Consider the following 16,593-nt stretch of genomic DNA (forward strand, 5'->3'; position numbering starts at 1 on the left):
TCGGCGCCCATCCGACGGGCCCGCCGGTCCCCGGCGAGTTCAATCGAGGTGCGCGGGGGCCGTCGGGGCCGGCGCGCGGCCCCGTTCTCGCCCTCGCGGCGCTTTGGTTGTCAGTCCGTGCTGAGCGCCTTGGCGCGATCGCGGAGCAGGAACTTCTGGATCTTGCCGGTCGAGGTCTTGGGCAGGTCGCCGAAAACGACGGTCTTCGGCGTCTTGAAGCGTGCCATGTGCTGGCGGCAGAAGCCGATCACATCCGCCTCGGAAAGATCCCGTCCCGGCTTCAGCGCGACGAAGGCGCAGGGGGTCTCGCCCCATTTCTCGTCGGGCCGGGCGACCACGGCCGCTTCCATGATGTCGGGATGGCGGTAGAGCACGTCCTCGACCTCGACGGAGGAGATGTTCTCGCCGCCCGAGATGATGATGTCCTTCGAACGGTCCTTGATCTCGACATAGCCATCGGGATGCATGACCCCGAGATCGCCGGAGGCGAACCAGCCGCCGTTGAACGCCTTCTCGGTCGCCGAGGGGTTCTTGAGATAGCCCTTCATGACGTTGTTGCCGCGCATGAAGATCTCGCCGATCGTCTGGCCGTCGCTCGGCAGGCGTTCCAGCGTGACCGGATCGGCGATCATCATCTCCGACAGGACCACGTTCTTGACCCCCTGCCGCGCCTTCAGCCGCGAGCGGGTCTCGGCGTCCACGCCATCCCACTTCGACTGCCAGGCGCTGACGACGGAGGGTCCGTAGGTTTCGGTCAGGCCGTAGACCTGCGTCACCTCGACTCCCATCGCCTCCATGTTCGCGATGACCGCGGCCGGGGGGGGAGCGCCCGCGGTCATCACCTTCACCTCATGGGTGAAGGTTTTCAGTCCGTCCGGCGCGTTGACCAGCATCTGCAGCACGATCGGCGCGCCGCAGAAATGCGTGACCTTCTCCGCCTGGATGAGCTCGAAGATCGGTTCGGCCCGGACCGCGCGCAGGCAGACGCAGAGCCCGGCGTTCGCCGCGATGGTCCAGGGGAAGCACCAGCCGTTGCAATGGAACATCGGCAGCGTCCAGAGATAGTGCGAATGCTGCGCCATTCCCCAGGTGACGATGTTGGAGAGCGCGTTCAGCGCCGCGCCGCGATGGTGGTAGACCACGCCCTTCGGATCGCCGGTAGTACCGGAGGTATAGTTGAGGCTGATCGCGTCCCATTCGCTGTCGGGCAGCGACCATGCGAATTCCGGATCACCCTCGGCCAGCAGCTCCTCGTAGGTCAGCGCGCCGACGCGCTCGCCACCCTCGAAACTCGGGTCCTCGATGTCGATGACGAGCATCTCGGGGCGATGCGCGATCTTGATCGCCCGCGCGACGACTTCCGAGAATTCCGGATCGACCAGCAGGACCTTGGCCTCGGCATGGTCGAGAATGAAGGCGATCGCCTCGGCGTCGAGCCGCGTGTTGATCGTGTTGAGCACGGCGCCCGACATCGGCACGCCGAAATGCGCCTCGAACATTTCGGGGATGTTGGCAGCGACGACCGACACGGTGTCACCCTCGCCGATTCCGCGGGCGACGAGCGCGCTGGCGAGGCGGCGGGTGCGCGCGTAGGTCTCGCCCCAGCTGCGGCGCAGGTCGCCGTAGGAGACGGCGTCGAGATCGGGATAGACCGAGGCCGTGCGTTCGATGAAGGAAAGCGGCGACATCTGCACGAAATTCGCGGGCGTCGCATCCAGCCCCAGTTCATAGATGTTGGTGTTCTCGGCCATCCTGTTTCCCCCTTTGGCGCCACCGCGGCGACCGCATCTCTGTCTCGCGGCGGTTCTAGCCTAGCCATGTTGCCGGGGTTTGTGCCAAATGTATTGAATTGTAGCACCGGAGCCGGGACTGGTCGGGACGGTGCGCGGACCCGAGGGTCAGCCGCCGCCGGCGAGGCCGGGCAGCACGGCGGTCGCGCCCGCGACGATCATCTCGACCGCGATCGCGAGCAGGATCATGCCCATGAGCCGGGTCGTGATCACCCGCATCGTGTCGCTCATCACCTTTCCGAATTCGGACGCGAAGAACAGTACGGCGAAGAGGATCAGCAGAACCGCGCCCATCACGGCGCCGACGCCGAGGAGACCCGCGAGGGAGGAGGCATGGCCCGCGTAGATGATGATCGTCGCGATGGTGCCGGGCCCGACGATCATCGGGAAGGTGATCGGATAGAAGGCCATGCCGGCGATGTCCTTCATCCCCTGCTTCTCCGCGTCGCTCCCGTGATGCGAGGCGACCTGGCCGCCGTTCAGCATCGACCAGGCAATATGCGCGAGAACCACGCCGCCGGCGATCCGGAACTCGTCGATGGTGATGCCGAAGAAGCCGATGATCCGCTGGCCCGCGACGAGGATGATCGCGCACATGATGGCCGAGGCGATCGCGATCCGGATCGCCAGCGCCCGCTGCTCCGCCACCGTGAAGCCCGAGGTCAGCGCGAGAAAGATCGGCAGGTTCACGAAGGGGTTCATGATCGCGAAGAACGCACCGAACGCCTTGACGAGATCGGTCTGGTCCATGTCGGTTCCTGTCGCACGTCGCGGCGGCGCCGACTCGCGGGCCGCCGCCTGAGGTCAGCCGGCCGTGTAGTCGTCGGTCGTCGCGAGCGTCGCATAGGCGAACGCGAGCGCGCCATCTCGGCCGCGTGCACCTGCGCCGCGGGAACCGTGGCACCGCCGAATTCCAGATCGAGGGTCGCGCAGGCGTCGTGCACCACCGTCACCTTGTAGCCGAGATCGGATGCCGCGCGCACGGTCGCATCGATGCACATGTGGCTCATCGCCCCGACCACCGTGACATCCGTGACGCCGCCGCCATCCAGCATCTCCCTGAGGCCCGTCTTCAGGAAGGAATTGGGGAAGTTCTTCGTCACGACCTCCTCCCCGCTGCCCGGCCTGACCGCGTCCATGATCTCCACGCCGGGGGTGCCGGGATTGAAGAACGGGACCTCGGGATCGGGGAATTCATGACGGACATGGATCACCGCGTCGCCGGTCTCGCGGGCATGGGCGATGACCCTCGCGGCATTGGCGACCGCCTGATCGATACCGGTGAGGGCGAGCTTTCCGCCCGGCAGGTATTCGTTCTGAAGATCGACGACGACGACGGCGCGCTTGCTCATGGGTGGTTCTCCTTCCGCTGGACCGCGGGGCTTCGAGGGTGACCGCGATCCCATCGCTACCGCCGATCGCCGCGGAAAGCGAGCCATTCGGGGCCGGTGGGGAGAGCGCCGGCGAGTCGATCACGGTCAATCCGACACGCCGAGATCAGGGGTCGGTCGGGCTGGGGGTCATATAAGGAGACCGATCTTCGGGGCCGGACCTGCGTTGGGACCGTGGCCCGTCGTGGTCCTCGAACTATCGCGTGGATCGCGGCTTCTTGTCGGGCGATCCGTCGGTGTTCTTCGCAATCCTGGCCGTCTGTGCTAATATTGTGAGATAATGAAGGTCCCAACGGACCCGAATTCTACTGAGCATTTTCAGCTCCGCCACCACACCGGTCGTGGCGTCACTCCACATGTCAGCCAAAGGAGCCCCACGATGGCGGATATCACCCAGATGCAGATACGCGGGGATTGGCGCGTCATTGTCCGGCAGAACAACGCCGGTTTCGCGCAGCGCGTGCGCGCGCTGGGGACCGCGGATGGCGACCGCGCGCTCGCCGGGACCCCGGGCATGATCGCCGACATCCATGGCGACGGACAGGTTCCCTGGGTGCTGAAGATCGAACACAATGACGGTTCCGGCTGGCAGGACAACTGGATCCGCGACATGGCACCGGGGCTGACCACGCCGTTGCCGCCGGGCGTGATCATCCGGCGCATCGAATCCGAGGACATCACGACCCCGGACAGCGATCGCGACTTCGACGACCTTCGGATCGAGCTTCAGAAGATCGGCATGGTCGCGCAACCGGCCCGTCCCCACGCCATCCATCCGTCCACGCTGACCATGATGCCGGACGGCATCTTCGAGGCGAGCCTCGGGCGGCATTTCATGGCCGTCACCGTGCGGAACATCTGGACGCGGGACTGGCCGGTCGGGGCGAGCGTGGGACTGACCCAACGCTCCCGGGCCTGGCTCGCCGCCGGTGGCGTCCGGGTGGTCGATCAATGGTCCGCGGAGGACCAGCGGATCTTCGATCAGGAGGTCACGGCGGATGGCCGCGTCGTCGTCGGCGCACTGCCTGCCTGGGACACGATCGTGGTCCATTTCAAGGTCGATGTCGCGGAGGCCGCCCCGAGGAAGCATCAGGTCGAGGTGGAGGTCGCGGAACCCATCAGCCACATCAACCGCGAGGCCCGCTCGCCCATGATGGTCACACGCACCACATTCGACAGCCAGACATCGACATTCGTGTCGGAATGCGACGTCGGGCGGCTGACGGCGGCGATCGGTGAGCTTGTCGTGGACTACAACACGCTGAAGCGCGCCGTCTTTCGCGCGCGGCGACTGTTCCGCGGCGATGGTGGATCGACCGGAGGTTCACCCGGGCACGGCGGCGACGGGGGTCCGGGCGGCTGCGATCCGGCCGAAATCGAACGGATTCGCCAGCAGCTTCTCGCCTTCCTGAAAGGCGAGCGGATCGACCTGTGCCAGGTGGTCCGCGAGCTGCAATGCTGCTGCGCCCACGGAGGCGGAGACGGCGACGGGGGGAGCGGGGACGACGGCACATGGGGCGGATCGGGCGGCACCGGGATGGAGGTGCTGATGTTCCCGAGCCTGGTCGACTACCGGGTCGACTACGCACCCGACTTCAATGGTCAGTTCGGTCCGTTGCCCTTTGAAGATCCATGGTGGAAGCTGCTCCTCGTCATCATTGCGATCATACTGTCGCTCGCCACCGCGGCCTCCGCGGCCGCCGACCTCGCGAACGGGAGCGACGATGTCGTCATCGGCAATGTCAGGCGGTCGCTGCTGAACGAGCGGGTGGACGCGGCGGTCGCCGAACTGAATGGCAACCGGTCGCTCACCGCGGCGATGTTCTCCTATCTCGACGCCAGAACGGGCGAGGACAACACGGTGCCCCGCAATGCGCTCGGCTCGGTCATCGACACGGCGGGGGCGATCATGACCAACGACGAGATCCTGGAGGCGATCGACGCCTTCAACGAGAACCCCGATGACGAGGCTGCCAAGGCGGGCGTCCGGGTGTTCAAGTCGGGGGCCCGGACCGGCCTGACCTTCGGCCGAATGCTGATCGTGCGAAACAGCACCCGGGACGACGACCGAGACGGTGTCGCCGACCGAGAGTTCATCGATCAGCTGGTCATCGGCGAGGATCCCGATTTTCCCAACGGCGTCAGCGATAGCGGCGATTCCGGATCGCTCTGGCTGCACTGGGAAACCTTCCGGGTCGTCGGCCTGAACCATGCCGGCAGCCGGCCCGACAATACCGCCTTCGCGAACCGGATCGAGGACGTGATGGCCGCGATGGACATTCGATTTGCCTGAGGGGAGGCGAAGATGAGCAAACCTGTCAAACCGCGCCGTTCCGCCCGGGAGATCGAAACCATCCGCCTCGCGCTCGCAAGGTCGCTGCGGGACGATCCGAACGTGATCGGTGTCGGCTTCGGCGCCAACCTGGTCGACGGACGGCCCCGCGGCTCCGCCCTGATCATCGATCTTCGGGTGATGCCGGAGGATGAGGCTGGACGCGAGAAGCTTGGGATCGACCGCTATCCTGATGAATACGAAGGTCTTCCGGTCCGCGTCGAAGCGGCGCCGATGGCGAAGCCGGATGCCGCGCCCACGGGCGAGCGGGGTGGCCGTCAGGAGGATCCGCTCCTGGGCGGCACCTCGACGGCGGTGCTCAGCGATTTCCTGCCGTTCCCGACCGGGTACGGGACCCTTGGCGGCATCTGTTTCGACACGGGGACCGGAAGGGCGATGGCTCTCTCGAACGCGCATGTCTGGGGCGAGGAGACCGCGCGCGAGGTCATCCAGCCCTGGATGCCGGTCGATGAATATGTCGAGGGGGTGATCAAGCTCCTGTCCTGCGGGCCGATCACCTCCTATCTCGCCGATACTACTCCGCCGAGCGGCTTGACCGCCGTTCTCGCCGCCGGCGCCGCCGGTGCCTGGACCGCCGCGGCCGCCGCCGACGACGCCGATCCCAGCCGCTGGGGTCAGGACGAGACCGCCGTCGATGGCGGAACGGTCACCCAGGCGGAGCGGGTCCGGCTGCGCGCGGAGGTTCCGGCGAACCCCATGCCGGGACATCCCTACGTGACCGCGACCGACTGGCAATACACGCGCGTCACATCGGCCGCGGACCTCGCCGCGGCGATCGCGGAGGACCGGCGGAACGCCCATGTGACAGTCAAGAACGTCGTGACCGAGCGTCAGCAGTATTCCGGCGGTGAGCGCGTGCGGATCTGCGCGGACATTCTGGGCTTTCAGGCGCGCCGGGCACGCGATCACTTCGTTGTCGCGCGCTGCTTTCCACTCGATCATCCCGAGCGGATCGTGACCCGTGTCCTGCGCCCGGGTCCATGCGGAATCGAGCGCCCCGACCGCTGGGAGTGCTTCGATGCGATGCCCCGACAGTGGCTGAGCGACGCGCTGAGCTTCCCACTGCACTTCGGTGTCTTTCGTTTCGATGGCGCGGGCGAGCCGGTCGTGCGGTCGATCGAGGTTGCGAACGTGGCCGGCGCGTCGGCGGCGCTCCGCATTCCGCTCGATGGCGGGCTCGGGGTCGAGATCCTGCCGACCCGGCGGGTGCGCGTCGATGTCTCGCACACCTTCCTGCCCGTCACCGTGCTTGCCCGCGATCCGATCGGGCGCGTCGTGACCCAGGCGACGAGTGGAGCCACCCAGGGCCACCGCGAGACGCTGGAACTCGAAGGGACGGTGATCTCCCGACTGACAATCGTCGGGGGCGGCGGCGAGGGATGGCTGCATGGCCTCTGCGTGGACCGGCCGAAGTTTTCCGACATGTTTCCGGATGATGTGCCCGACCAGATCCGGATCTTCAGCTTCACCGGCCAACTCGATCTGGGCCTGCGAGAGGACCCGGGCCGCTGGGGGATCATCGTCAGCGTCCAGACGGTCGACAACTCACCCCCCCGTACGGACCCGGTCACCGCCGCGCAGAACATCGCGGGGATCATGAGCGCGCCGATGACCGCGCAGCTCGCCGGATGTGTAACGGTCCTCCTCCTCGATCACGCCTTCGACGTGATCTGATCGCCGTGCTGCGACGAGGGCCGCCGGGTCGGAGGCCTCGGCGGGCCCAGGCAAACCCCGTCAGCCGATGAACGGCCGTCCCGCCATCGCCTGGGCGAAGGTCGCGGCGATGGTGACGAGGGCGAGCGCGACCCCGAACCTGACCGCCGCGACGGCGCGGCCGGGGGCGAGGCGGTCGGCGGCGAAGCCTGCGAGCGGGAGCGCCTGCATGATATGCGTCGCGAAGAAATGCGGCACGCGCAGGTCGCCGCCCGTCCGCGACCAGCCGAAGAGCGGCAGCCCGCCCGCGTCCGTCGCCGCCTCCATCGCCAGGGCGCCCACCCAGTGGCCGGGCGCCTGCGCGAGCACCCCCGCCGTCACCAGCGTCAGCGACGCGCCAAGCATCAGCCCGAACGCCGCGCCCTGGCGCAGTCCCTCACCCCCCGGCCGCGGCGGGCTCCTCCAGATCCGGAAGCCGATCCAGCCGATCGCGATCACCAGGACGACCACCACCGCGCCCATGAGCGCGTACATGGCCGTCTCGACGGGCGTCGTGTCGTTGTAATGCGATGCCCGGCCGCGCGCGGCCTGCAGGGTGATATAGCCGATCTCGAATGTCGCGCACGCGGCGATGACATGGCAGGCGCGGGCGATGCCGCGCGTCGGTTCCGCGAGCGGGACAAGCAGGATCAGCGTTCCGAAGAGCAGCGCGAGCGAGAGCTGGAACTTGATCGGCTTCGACCAGACGTTGATTCCGTTCAGCAGGCGGTCGTCGAGCCCGAGGGCGAGAAGACTGGGCGCGAGCAGGGCGAACTGGATCGCCAATCCGAAGGCCAGAGCCCGGTGAGCCACCCCCGCCGCGTCGGCGAGTCGGCGGGGTGGATCAAGCGTGAGCGTCGACACGGGACATCTCCCTCGGCGAATGTCCGCACAGGACCGGAGCGGCCTGGCAGGCGTAGAACAGCAGCAGGCCGACCGGCCCGAACATGAAGGTCGCGAGCAGGATCGGCGCCTGCAGCGCGCGGCTGAGCCCGACCGCGTCGGCGCGGCCGGCGATCCAGATCCCGACGAAGAGATCGAAGGCGAGATAGTGGAGCCAGCCCGCGAGCAGCACCGGGTCCGACTGGAACAGGGCCCGCACCTGGGCCACTCCGTCGAATCCGCCGCCCTCGACCCGGAAGAAATGGACGAAGATGAGCGCCGCGTAGGCGAGCGACAGCGCGCCGACCGGCCCGTGGCGGAGTGCCATGACCAGCCATCGCCAGCGCGGCAACAGGATCAGGGCGAGCCAGCCGGCCATCGCGGCCTGGCCGGCGACGGCGAAGCCTGCGTCGAAATCCATCGGCATTCTCCAATCTTGACACTGACAACATGAAGCATGCGCTCGCGCGGCACACCCGTCAAGATGATTTTGACGCCGCCTAGATGGCGTGCTAGCGCTGGCGGATCATGGCCGACAAAACGAACTATCATCACGGCGACCTCAGAAACGCGCTGCTCGCCGCCGCGCTCGACATGCTCGAGACCGAGGGGCTGGAGACACTGTCGCTCCGCCGGGTCGCGGCGCGGGTCGGGGTGTCGCACGCGGCGCCGGCGCACCACTTCCCGACCCTGCGCGCGCTCTTCACCGCGCTCGCGACCATCGGCTTCGAGCGCTTCGACGCGGCGATGCGCGCCGCTCGCGACGCGGCCGCCCACGACCCGGCCAGCCAGCTTCGCGCCGCCGGACAGGGCTATCTCGCCTTCGCCGAGGCCAATCCCGCGCTCTTCCGGCTGATGTTCACCACGACGCGGATCGACTGGAGCGATCCCGAGCTCATCGCCGCCGGCGATGCAAGCTACGCGCAGCTCGCCGAGGTCTGCGCGCCGGCGGCCGAGCATCTCGGGATCGGCGACCCCGAGGGTCGCGCGGCGCTGGAACGGCTGGTCTGGTCGGCGGCCCACGGGCGGGCGCATCTCGCGATCGACGGAAAGATCCCACCGGGCGCGGAGGCTCCGGGGGCCATCGACCTGACCGACCTGCTTCTGGGCCGGGCGATGGCGAAGGCGGACACGCCGTCTTCGTCGCCGACCTCGCCCGCGCCCTGAGACGCGGCAACCCCGGCTCCTCCGCCCTCGCCCCCTTTGTCTCCTGACCGCCGGCGGTGCTAGGCTCGGGCGGCGGATCGCGCGGTGGTCCGCCTGACCGGGGTGAGACGCGATGAAACGCCCGACCATGGCTGACCTCGCCCGGCACGCGGGCGTCGGCGTCGCGACGGTCGACCGTGTGCTGACCGGGCGGCGGCCCGTTCGCGAGGAGACGGCGCGCAAGGTCTGGGCGGCGGCGGAGGCGATCGGCTTTCACGGCGCCAATGCGATCCGGTCGCGGGTGCTCGAAAACCGCCCCGCGGTCCGGCTCGGCGTCATCCTCAGGAAGGAACGCCACGCTTTCTACGCCGATTTCGCGCGCGAGATCGAGGCGGCGGCGCGGCGTGTCCCGGAGGTGAACCTGCGCCTGACCGTCGAGTTCACGGCCTCCTCGGAGCCGGGCGAGCTCGCCGAGCGGCTCGTCAGGCTTGGCGGACGGGTTCAGGCGATCGCGGCCGCCGGCGCCGATCATCACGATGTGACGGCGGCGGTCGCCAACTTGCGCGCGCGGGGCGTGCCGACCTTCGCGCTGCTCTCCGACTTCGCGCAGGGGCAGCGCGAGGCCTATATCGGGCTCAACAACATGAAGGTCGGCCGCACCGCCGCCTGGCTCATGTCGCGGGCGGCGCGGCGGCCGGGCAAGGTCGCGGTCTTCATCGGCGGCCACCGCTACCACGGCCACGCCTTGCGCGAGGCGGGCTTCAGGGCTTCGCTCCGGGAATACGCACCCGACTTCGAGGTGATGGACGCGATCGTCACGCTCGAGACGCGGCAGCTGACCGAGGAAGCGCTGCTCGGCCTGCTGGCGCGGCACGGCGACGTGGTCGGCGTCTATTGCGCGGGCGGCGGCATGGAGGGGGTGATCGCGGCGCTGCGCGAGGCCGATGCGGAAGGCCGTGTCGCCTGTATCGTGAACGAGTTGACACCCGAGTCGCGCCAGGCACTGATGGAGGGGCGGCTGGTCGGGATCTTCCAGACGCCGCTGCCCGCGCTCTGCGCCGAACTCGTCCCCGCGATGATCCGCGCGGTGGATCGGGGGCCCTCGGAGACCCCGGGCCAGCGCTTCATCGACGCCGCGCTGTGGGTTCCGGAAAGCCTGTGAGAAACGGATAGAATCCTATCCCTACACAGGCATTTTTCCATCCCTCCTGATAGGATCTCGGCCGGACTCCGGATTGACGGACGCCGGGATTCGGAGGATTTTCCCGCTCGGCGCCGGCGCGCAGGCACCGCCCCGGCAGCCCGACGAGAGGCGCGAAACGCCCGGCCACGGGAGGACAGATCCGATGAGACGGCTCAGCCCGACAGCTCTCCCGCGTCTCGCGGCGGGTCCGGTCCCGGCGCGAAGCCGCGCCGGGCCGACGACCCGGAACTGACCGGACCTGATCCGGCGACTGATCCGGGTCCGGGCGACGCCGCCCGCCCGGCCGACCGAACCATGGAACGAGAGGACCCTTCGATGCGCATCGCGATCGACCCCTTCATGCACCGCCACCTGTCGCTCGAGGAGTTGCCGCGCAAGGTGCGCGAGCTCGGATACGACTGGATCGAGCTTTCGCCGCGCGGTGACTTTCTCGAATGGTTCAAGGCGCCCCGCGTCTTCCCCGACCGGATCAAGGCATTGAAGAAGGCGCTCAAGGCCGAGGATGTCGGGATCGCCTCGCTCCTGCCAATGTACCGCTGGGCCTCCAACGACGAGACCGAGCGGCAGGCGGCGGTCCGGCACTGGAAGCGCGCGATCGAGATCGCCGTCGAGCTCGAAGTCGATACGATGAACTCCGAATTCGGCCGCGGGCCGCACCCGGACAAGGGCTCCTGCTACTGCTGCCACACCGGGAGCATGATCGAGGCCTGCGAGGATGCCTGGTGGCGCTCGATGGAAGAACTGGTGCCGATCTTCGAGAAGGAAGGCATCCAGCTCAATGTCGAACCGCATCCCGAGGACTGGTGCGAGACGATCCAGCCGGCGCTCGACATCATCCGCACGGTGAACTCGCCCAAGGTGAAGTTCCTCTACTGCGCGCCGCACACCTTCTACTTCGGCGACGACACGGTGGCGATGCTGCGCGAAAGCGCGGATATTCTCGCCCATGTCCATGTCGGCGACACCTTCAACCACAAGGCGTCCTCCGGCCTGCGCTATATCGTGAACCCGCCGGGCAGCCAGGCCCGCGTGCATCAGCACCTCAACATCGGCCAGGGCGAGGTGCCCTGGGACGACTTCTTCGGCACGCTCGCCGAGGTGAAGTTCGACGGCATCATGACCGCCTGCGTCTTCGCCTGGGAAGACAAGGCCGACGAATCCGGCATGTTCATGCGCTCCGAGATGCAGCGCTACATCGACAAATTCTGGAAGTGAGCTTCTGACATGACAGTCCGTATCGGTGTCATCGGCACCGGCGCGATCGGCCGCGATCACGCCCGCCGTATCAATCAGGTTCTGGCGGGGGGCGAGATCGTCGCGCTCTCCGATGTCAACCGCGCCTCCGCCGAGTCCCTGAAGGCCGACATCGCCCCGGCGGCGGAGGTCTTCGCCACCGGCGAGGAGCTCATCGCCTCCCAGGGCGTGGACGCGGTGCTCGTCACCTCCTGGGGCACGACGCACGAGCAATACGTGCTGGCTGCGATCGCCGCCGGCAAGCCGGTCTTCTGCGAGAAGCCGCTCGCCGCGACCGCCGAGGGCGCGAAACGCATCGTCGACGCCGAGGTCGCCCATGGCAAGCGGCTGGTGCAGGTCGGCTTCATGCGCCGCTACGACGCGGGCTATGTCGCGCTGAAGCAGGTGGTGGACAGCCGGATCGGCGCGCCGATCATCGTCCACGCCGCGCATCGCAACCCGACCGTCCCGGAGCAGTACGGCACGCCGATGGCGATCCACGACACGTTCATCCACGAAATCGACGTGTTCCGCTGGCTGCTCGACGACGATTATGTCTCGGCCCGCGTGATCTTCCCGCGGGCGGCGGCGCGCGCGCATGCCAGGCTCAGGGACCCGCAGATCGTCATCCTCGAGACGGCGAAGGGCACGGTGATCGAGACCGAGATCTTCGTGAACTGCCACTACGGCTACGACATCCAGTGCGAGGTGGTCGGCGAGGACGGCATCGCGCGTCTGCCCGAGCCGATGGCGATCCAGACCCGGCTCGGCGCCACGCTGGGCAACCCGATCCTGACCGACTGGAAGGACCGGTTCATCGCCAGTTACGACGTGGAGTTGAACGACTTCCTGAAGGCCGCCGCCGAGGGCACCGCCTCGGGCCCGACCGCCTGGGACGGCTATGTCGCGGCGATCACCTCGGACGCCTGCGTGAGCGCGCAGGACACCGCGGGCGAGCCCGTCGCCATCAGCCTGCCCGAACGCCCGGCGCTCTACGCCTGAACCTGCCGGCCCGATGCGAAAGCCGCCCCGCCCCGGGGCGGCCTCCCCCGAAACGAACGAGGCGACCATGATCCTCTACGGAACCAATCCCATCGCCTGGTCGAATGACGACGACACGACGATCGGTGCCCACCTGACCCTCGCCGACTGCCTGACCGATTGCCGGAAGATCGGCTTCGACGGTATCGAGAAGGGCCACAAGATGCCGAGCGAGGGCGGCGCGCTCAGGGCCGCGCTCGCCGAGTACGGGTTGCGCTACGCGGCGGGCTGGCATTCGACCAACCTGCTCGTCAACGACATCGCGACCGAGAAGGCCGCGCTCCAGTCCTTCATCGACATGACGAAGGCCGCGGGCGGCGATCACATCAACGCCTGTGAATGCTCCAACACCGTGCATGGCAACGACAAGGTGGCGGTCAATGACCGCCCCATCATGACCGACGCCGACTGGGAGCGGTTCTCGACCGGCTACGAGGAACTCTCGCGCTTCGCGGCCGAGCAGGGCGTGAGGATGGGCTACCACCATCACATGGGCACGATCATCGAATCGGCCGCCGACATCGACCGCTTCATGGCGATGGCGGGCCCCGCGACCCGGCTGCTGCTCGACACCGGCCATTGCACCTTCGGCGGCGCCGACCCGGCCGAGGTGGCGGCGAAATACATGGACCGCGTGACGCATATCCACGCGAAGAACATCCGCCCGGAGATCATGCGCGATGTCCGCGAACAGAGCCTCTCCTTCCTCGAAGGCGTACGCCGCGGCGTCTTCACCGTCCCCGGCGATCCGGAAGGCTGCGTCGCCTTCGAGCCGGTGCTCCGGATCGCGGCCGAGCGTGGCTATCAGGGCTGGCTCGTGATCGAGGCGGAGCAGGACAGCGCGGTGCGCGAGCCGTTCTTCTACCAGGACATGGGTCTCAGGGCGCTGAAGGCGATGGCGCGGGCCGAGGGCCTCGACCCCGCGACCGCCCCGGCCTGACCGGACCCGCCCCGCGCGACCCGCCGCGCGGGGTCGCGTGACGCCCCGTGGCACCTCCCGTAGCGCGCGCGGGCAGCAGGAGACCTCCATGACCTTTCCGACCGCCCTCCCCGCCTCCCGCGTCCCCGACCNGGTCGCGTGACGCCCCGTGGCACCTCCCGTAGCGCGCGCGGGCAGCAGGAGACCTCCATGACCTTTCCGACCGCCCTCCCCGCCTCCCGCGTCCCCGACCCGATGGAGGCGCCGGCGCTTCGCTGGGGCATCCTCGGCCCGGGCTGGATCGCCGAGCAGTTCATCGCCTCCGTCCGCGCCCACACCCGGCAGGAGATCGCCGCCGTGGGCTCGCGCTCGCGGGAGAAGGCGGAGGCCTTCGCCGGGGAGTGGCAGATCGCGACCGCGCACGGCGGCTACGAGGCGCTGGTGAGCGACCCGGATCTCGACGTGATCTATGTCGCGACGCCGCACAACCTGCACCACGAGCATGTCCTGCTCGCGCTCGACGCCGGCAAGCATGTCCTGGTCGAGAAGCCGATGGCCCTCAACCGCGCGCAGGCGGCGGAGATGGTCGAACGCGCGCGCGCGAAGGGCGTCTGTCAATCGGCGCGGGACCGGGGACCGGGATCGGCGAGGAATGGGGGACCGGGGTGATGCGGATTTCGATGGGTGGTTCGGGTGGTGGAGGGCGTAGCCCGGAACCGTCCGAACCACCCCATCAGCGCCCTCTCCACCCGGGCTCAGCCGCGATGCTTGAAGCGCCAGCTCTCGTTGCCGGTTTCGATGATGTCGCAGTGATGGGTCAGCCGGTCGAGCAGCGCGGTGGTCATCTTGGCATCGCCGAAGGCGGCCGGCCATTCGCCGAAGGCAAGGTTGGTCGTGACAATGACCGAGGTGCGCTCGTAGAGCCGACTGATCAGATGGAACAGGAGCTGGCCGCCGGTACGGGCAAAAGGCAGGTAACCGAGTTCATCGAGGACCGCGCGGTCATAGCTGAACTTGCCGTCCTCGGGCTTCGATCGCCTTCCGGACCGTCTTCCGCGATACATGAAGCCGTCGCGCGATATCACGCACCGATTGCTTCTGCACGAAATACGCCCGCCTGATCCGCCCAACCGTTTCCACCGTCGTCATCCTCCGCCTCTTCGCCAGCTCCGATCGCAGGCGAGCATAGATGACCCGGTGGGTGGTCCCCGATTAGGCGCCGATCACAGGGTCAGGTGGGCACCAATTGCACGCCGAAACACATGCTTGCCCTGAATGAGTTTGCCGTTCCGTTCGAACCAGCCCGTATAGAGCCGGTTGCGGAGGATCGTGTGCACCGTGCTCACGGGCACCTTGGCGCCACTCTTGGGATAGGTGAGACCCGCCGCATGCGCCTTCCGCGTAGCTTCCTTCAGCGCGAAGTCGCCCCGCGCATACCAATCGAAAAGCTTGGTGACGATCGGCGCCAGCGTCGGTTCGACGGCGATGATCTTCTTGCCGTCCGGGCCGGAGACGTTGCGGTAGCCGAGCGGCGTCTCGGTTGGCCAGATGCCTTGCTCGGCCTTCTCCTGCATGCCCTTGCGGGCTTCCTCCGACAGGTTGTCGATGTAGTTTTTCGCCATCAGCACCTTGATGCCGTACATAAATTTCTCCGAAGAACGCGGAGGCTTCTATTTTCACCGGCTGAGGCAGTTCTGGGCGGGAGTTGGGGGCTCTGGCGGGAGGTCCGGGTCGGCCGTCCATCTTCCGATCTGCTCAGGGCTCGACCACGGGCGTCCCTGGTCGCCCCGCACTACGCCGAACTTGCCTGCCCTTCGAGCCAGACGAACCGTCTGAGGTTGTAGGCGAGGTTGGCCATGCCGATCTTCGTGCGCGCTCTCGCGATGCCGATGGTCCTGATGAACAGGTCCATGCGGTGCTTCTGGTCGGCGAAGACGTGCTCGACGGCCGAGCGGACTTTCGATCGCGCTGCGTTCGCGCTCTGGCGGGACACGGGCAGCGGCTTGCCCGGCGCGCGGCGGAAGTGAACCTTCGATGTCGCGCCGCGTCCGTCACGGTCCAAGTGCGGATCAGCCTGTGCCGCCGATCCGCGCCGATGTGGGATTTGTAGCCGTAGACAGCTATCGCGATCTGCATCGAAAGACTTCCGTCGAGGCGACGCTTCTTTCTGCCGCGCTTCACCGTCCAGCGCCCATCACGATCCTTCTGGCGGAGCCTCGCCGGGTTTGCGGCCCAGGCCTCGGGAATGCGCCCGGCCCTCAGATCGTCCTTCTCGCCGTCGGTGTTCCTCTGGCGCGGCGCCTCCACGATCCCTCGCCATTGTCTCTCGGACCAATGGCGTTCCAATGGCTCGACGTCGATCATTTGCCCGCCCATGGCGAGGTAACCGGCCTCACGCAGATGCGCGTCGAAGCGTCCGAACAGCCGCTCCACCGCCCCGGTCTTCGTGAGCTGCTCCCGGAACAGCCAGATCTTGCGCGCGTCCGGTACCCGGCCATGCAGGTCGAGACCGCGAAAGCGCATGAAGCTGAGCCGGTCGCGGATCTGGAACTCCGTGCGCTCGTCCGCCAGGCCGTAAAGGGCCTGAAGAACCAGCACCTTGAACATCATCACGGCGTCCATCGGCGGGCGGCCACCCCGCGCCCTGTCAGACCGAAGTCCACCACCGCGCCCAGCCGCTCGAGCGGATCGCCGCTCCGCGACAGCGCCCGGTACCGCTCATCAAGATCGAAAAGCCCCGGCTGCCCCGCCATCCACGCCTCCCTTGCCCATGGGGAGCAGTGAATCATCAAACCGCTCAGGGCGCGAGGTTTTTAGAGGCGTCCGTACGTGAGAGCGGCGGTGCAAAAACCGGCCACGGTAGCGGCGGGATAGTCCGGCCGCGGGCGGAGTAAAATCCGGCCACCTATTTCCCTTCTGCATTGAACGCAGGAGGGACAGGG

At 67.7% G+C, this 16,593-nt stretch carries 14 protein-coding genes and 2 pseudogenes; 8 read left to right on the forward strand and 8 right to left on the reverse strand.

Features of this window, described 5'->3' with window-relative positions; translation table 11 throughout:
* Nucleotides 1–110: 110 nt before the first annotated feature.
* From ACLJK8_RS15000 to ACLJK8_RS15010, 3 genes are all read right to left on the reverse strand, one after another.
* Nucleotides 111–1,751, reverse strand: coding sequence for an acyl-CoA synthetase (locus ACLJK8_RS15000; RefSeq protein ID WP_413151135.1), 1,641 nt, complete (start codon nucleotides 1,749–1,751; stop codon nucleotides 111–113).
* Nucleotides 1,752–1,898: 147 nt separating this feature from the next.
* Complete coding sequence (locus tag ACLJK8_RS15005; protein ID WP_413151136.1) at nucleotides 1,899–2,540, reverse strand: MarC family protein; 642 nt, start codon at nucleotides 2,538–2,540, stop codon at nucleotides 1,899–1,901.
* Entirely contained in the window at nucleotides 2,489–3,142 is a 654-nt protein-coding gene (locus ACLJK8_RS15010) for a cysteine hydrolase family protein (RefSeq protein WP_413151138.1), read from the reverse strand. The genes ACLJK8_RS15005 and ACLJK8_RS15010 overlap by 52 nt, the downstream gene beginning before the upstream one ends.
* A gap of 418 nt (nucleotides 3,143–3,560) precedes the next feature.
* Between ACLJK8_RS15010 and ACLJK8_RS15015 the strand changes: the two genes are divergently transcribed.
* Together ACLJK8_RS15015 and ACLJK8_RS15020 are read left to right on the forward strand one after the other, a co-directional pair.
* Entirely contained in the window at nucleotides 3,561–5,474 is a 1,914-nt protein-coding gene (locus ACLJK8_RS15015) for a hypothetical protein (RefSeq protein ID WP_413151140.1), read from the forward strand.
* A gap of 12 nt (nucleotides 5,475–5,486) precedes the next feature.
* Nucleotides 5,487–7,208, forward strand: a complete 1,722-nt coding sequence (locus tag ACLJK8_RS15020; protein ID WP_413151141.1) for a hypothetical protein — start codon at nucleotides 5,487–5,489, stop codon at nucleotides 7,206–7,208.
* Nucleotides 7,209–7,268: 60 nt separating this feature from the next.
* On the opposite strand, the gene ACLJK8_RS15025 is transcribed toward ACLJK8_RS15020, so the two are convergent.
* Both ACLJK8_RS15025 and ACLJK8_RS15030 read right to left on the reverse strand, forming a co-directional pair.
* Nucleotides 7,269–8,090 carry a hypothetical protein gene (locus ACLJK8_RS15025; RefSeq protein ID WP_413151143.1) on the reverse strand — a complete coding sequence of 274 codons (822 nt, stop codon included), beginning with the start codon at nucleotides 8,088–8,090 and terminating at the stop codon, nucleotides 7,269–7,271.
* Nucleotides 8,071–8,529, reverse strand: a complete 459-nt coding sequence (locus ACLJK8_RS15030; RefSeq protein ID WP_413151145.1) for an ABA4-like family protein — start codon at nucleotides 8,527–8,529, stop codon at nucleotides 8,071–8,073. The genes ACLJK8_RS15025 and ACLJK8_RS15030 overlap by 20 nt, the downstream gene beginning before the upstream one ends.
* Nucleotides 8,530–8,636: 107 nt before the next feature.
* On the opposite strand from ACLJK8_RS15030, the gene ACLJK8_RS15035 reads away from it, so the two are divergent.
* The 6 genes from ACLJK8_RS15035 to ACLJK8_RS15060 all read left to right on the forward strand — a co-directional run bounded on the left by ACLJK8_RS15035 (nucleotide 8,637) and on the right by ACLJK8_RS15060 (nucleotide 14,320).
* Nucleotides 8,637–9,275, forward strand: coding sequence for a TetR/AcrR family transcriptional regulator (locus tag ACLJK8_RS15035; RefSeq protein WP_413151147.1), 639 nt, complete (start codon nucleotides 8,637–8,639; stop codon nucleotides 9,273–9,275).
* A 112-nt stretch (nucleotides 9,276–9,387) separates the two neighbouring features.
* Nucleotides 9,388–10,416: a LacI family DNA-binding transcriptional regulator gene (locus tag ACLJK8_RS15040; RefSeq protein ID WP_413151148.1), complete on the forward strand. Its 1,029-nt coding sequence runs from the start codon at nucleotides 9,388–9,390 to the stop codon at nucleotides 10,414–10,416.
* A gap of 357 nt (nucleotides 10,417–10,773) precedes the next feature.
* A complete protein-coding gene (locus ACLJK8_RS15045; protein WP_413151149.1) occupies nucleotides 10,774–11,673 on the forward strand; it encodes a sugar phosphate isomerase/epimerase family protein in 900 nt (299 codons plus the stop codon).
* Nucleotides 11,674–11,682: 9 nt separating this feature from the next.
* On the forward strand, nucleotides 11,683–12,693 hold the full coding sequence (locus tag ACLJK8_RS15050; RefSeq protein WP_413151151.1) for a Gfo/Idh/MocA family protein: 1,011 nt from the start codon (nucleotides 11,683–11,685) through the stop codon (nucleotides 12,691–12,693).
* Between the two features lie 67 nt (nucleotides 12,694–12,760).
* Entirely contained in the window at nucleotides 12,761–13,672 is a 912-nt protein-coding gene (gene iolE, locus ACLJK8_RS15055) for a myo-inosose-2 dehydratase (RefSeq protein WP_413151152.1), read from the forward strand.
* 189 nt (nucleotides 13,673–13,861) lie between these two features.
* Nucleotides 13,862–14,320: a Gfo/Idh/MocA family protein gene (locus ACLJK8_RS15060; protein WP_413151153.1), complete on the forward strand. Its 459-nt coding sequence runs from the start codon at nucleotides 13,862–13,864 to the stop codon at nucleotides 14,318–14,320.
* Nucleotides 14,321–14,406: 86 nt separating this feature from the next.
* On the opposite strand, the pseudogene ACLJK8_RS15065 reads toward ACLJK8_RS15060, so the two are convergent.
* From ACLJK8_RS15065 to ACLJK8_RS15075, 3 genes and pseudogenes are all read right to left on the reverse strand, one after another.
* Nucleotides 14,407–14,655: pseudogene (locus tag ACLJK8_RS15065) on the reverse strand (ATP-binding protein); the annotation flags it as partial.
* Nucleotides 14,656–14,874: 219 nt separating this feature from the next.
* Entirely contained in the window at nucleotides 14,875–15,294 is a 420-nt protein-coding gene (locus tag ACLJK8_RS15070; RefSeq protein WP_413151154.1) for a recombinase family protein, read from the reverse strand.
* A gap of 149 nt (nucleotides 15,295–15,443) precedes the next feature.
* Nucleotides 15,444–16,404 (reverse strand): annotated as a pseudogene (locus tag ACLJK8_RS15075) (transposase).
* Nucleotides 16,405–16,593 lie beyond the last annotated feature (189 nt).

It is taken from the genome of Amaricoccus sp. W119 (assembly GCF_047275745.1).
Lineage (GTDB): Bacteria > Pseudomonadota > Alphaproteobacteria > Rhodobacterales > Rhodobacteraceae > Amaricoccus.